Source organism: Achromobacter sp. ACM02 (genome assembly GCF_014851605.1).
Lineage (GTDB): Bacteria > Pseudomonadota > Gammaproteobacteria > Burkholderiales > Burkholderiaceae_B > Achromobacter > Achromobacter aegrifaciens.
In genome coordinates this window covers 1-262 of sequence record NZ_JACUZY010000036.1, presented here as the reverse complement: position 1 = coordinate 262, position 262 = coordinate 1, and the positions used below count along the sequence as shown (strand labels likewise).

1 rRNA gene is annotated in these 262 nt (G+C 54.2%); it reads left to right on the top strand.

The features are described 5' to 3' along the window. Positions 1–262 (top strand): 16S ribosomal RNA (locus tag IB258_RS30635); the annotation flags it as partial.

The following is a 262-nucleotide window of genomic DNA, read 5'->3' as shown; positions in this document are numbered from 1 at the left end:
AGGAACACCGATGGCGAAGGCAGCCTCCTGGGATAACACTGACGCTCATGCACGAAAGCGTGGGGAGCAAACAGGATTAGATACCCTGGTAGTCCACGCCCTAAACGATGTCAACTAGCTGTTGGGGTCTTCGGACCTTGGTAGCGCAGCTAACGCGTGAAGTTGACCGCCTGGGGAGTACGGTCGCAAGATTAAAACTCAAAGGAATTGACGGGGACCCGCACAAGCGGTGGATGATGTGGATTAATTCGATGCAACGCGA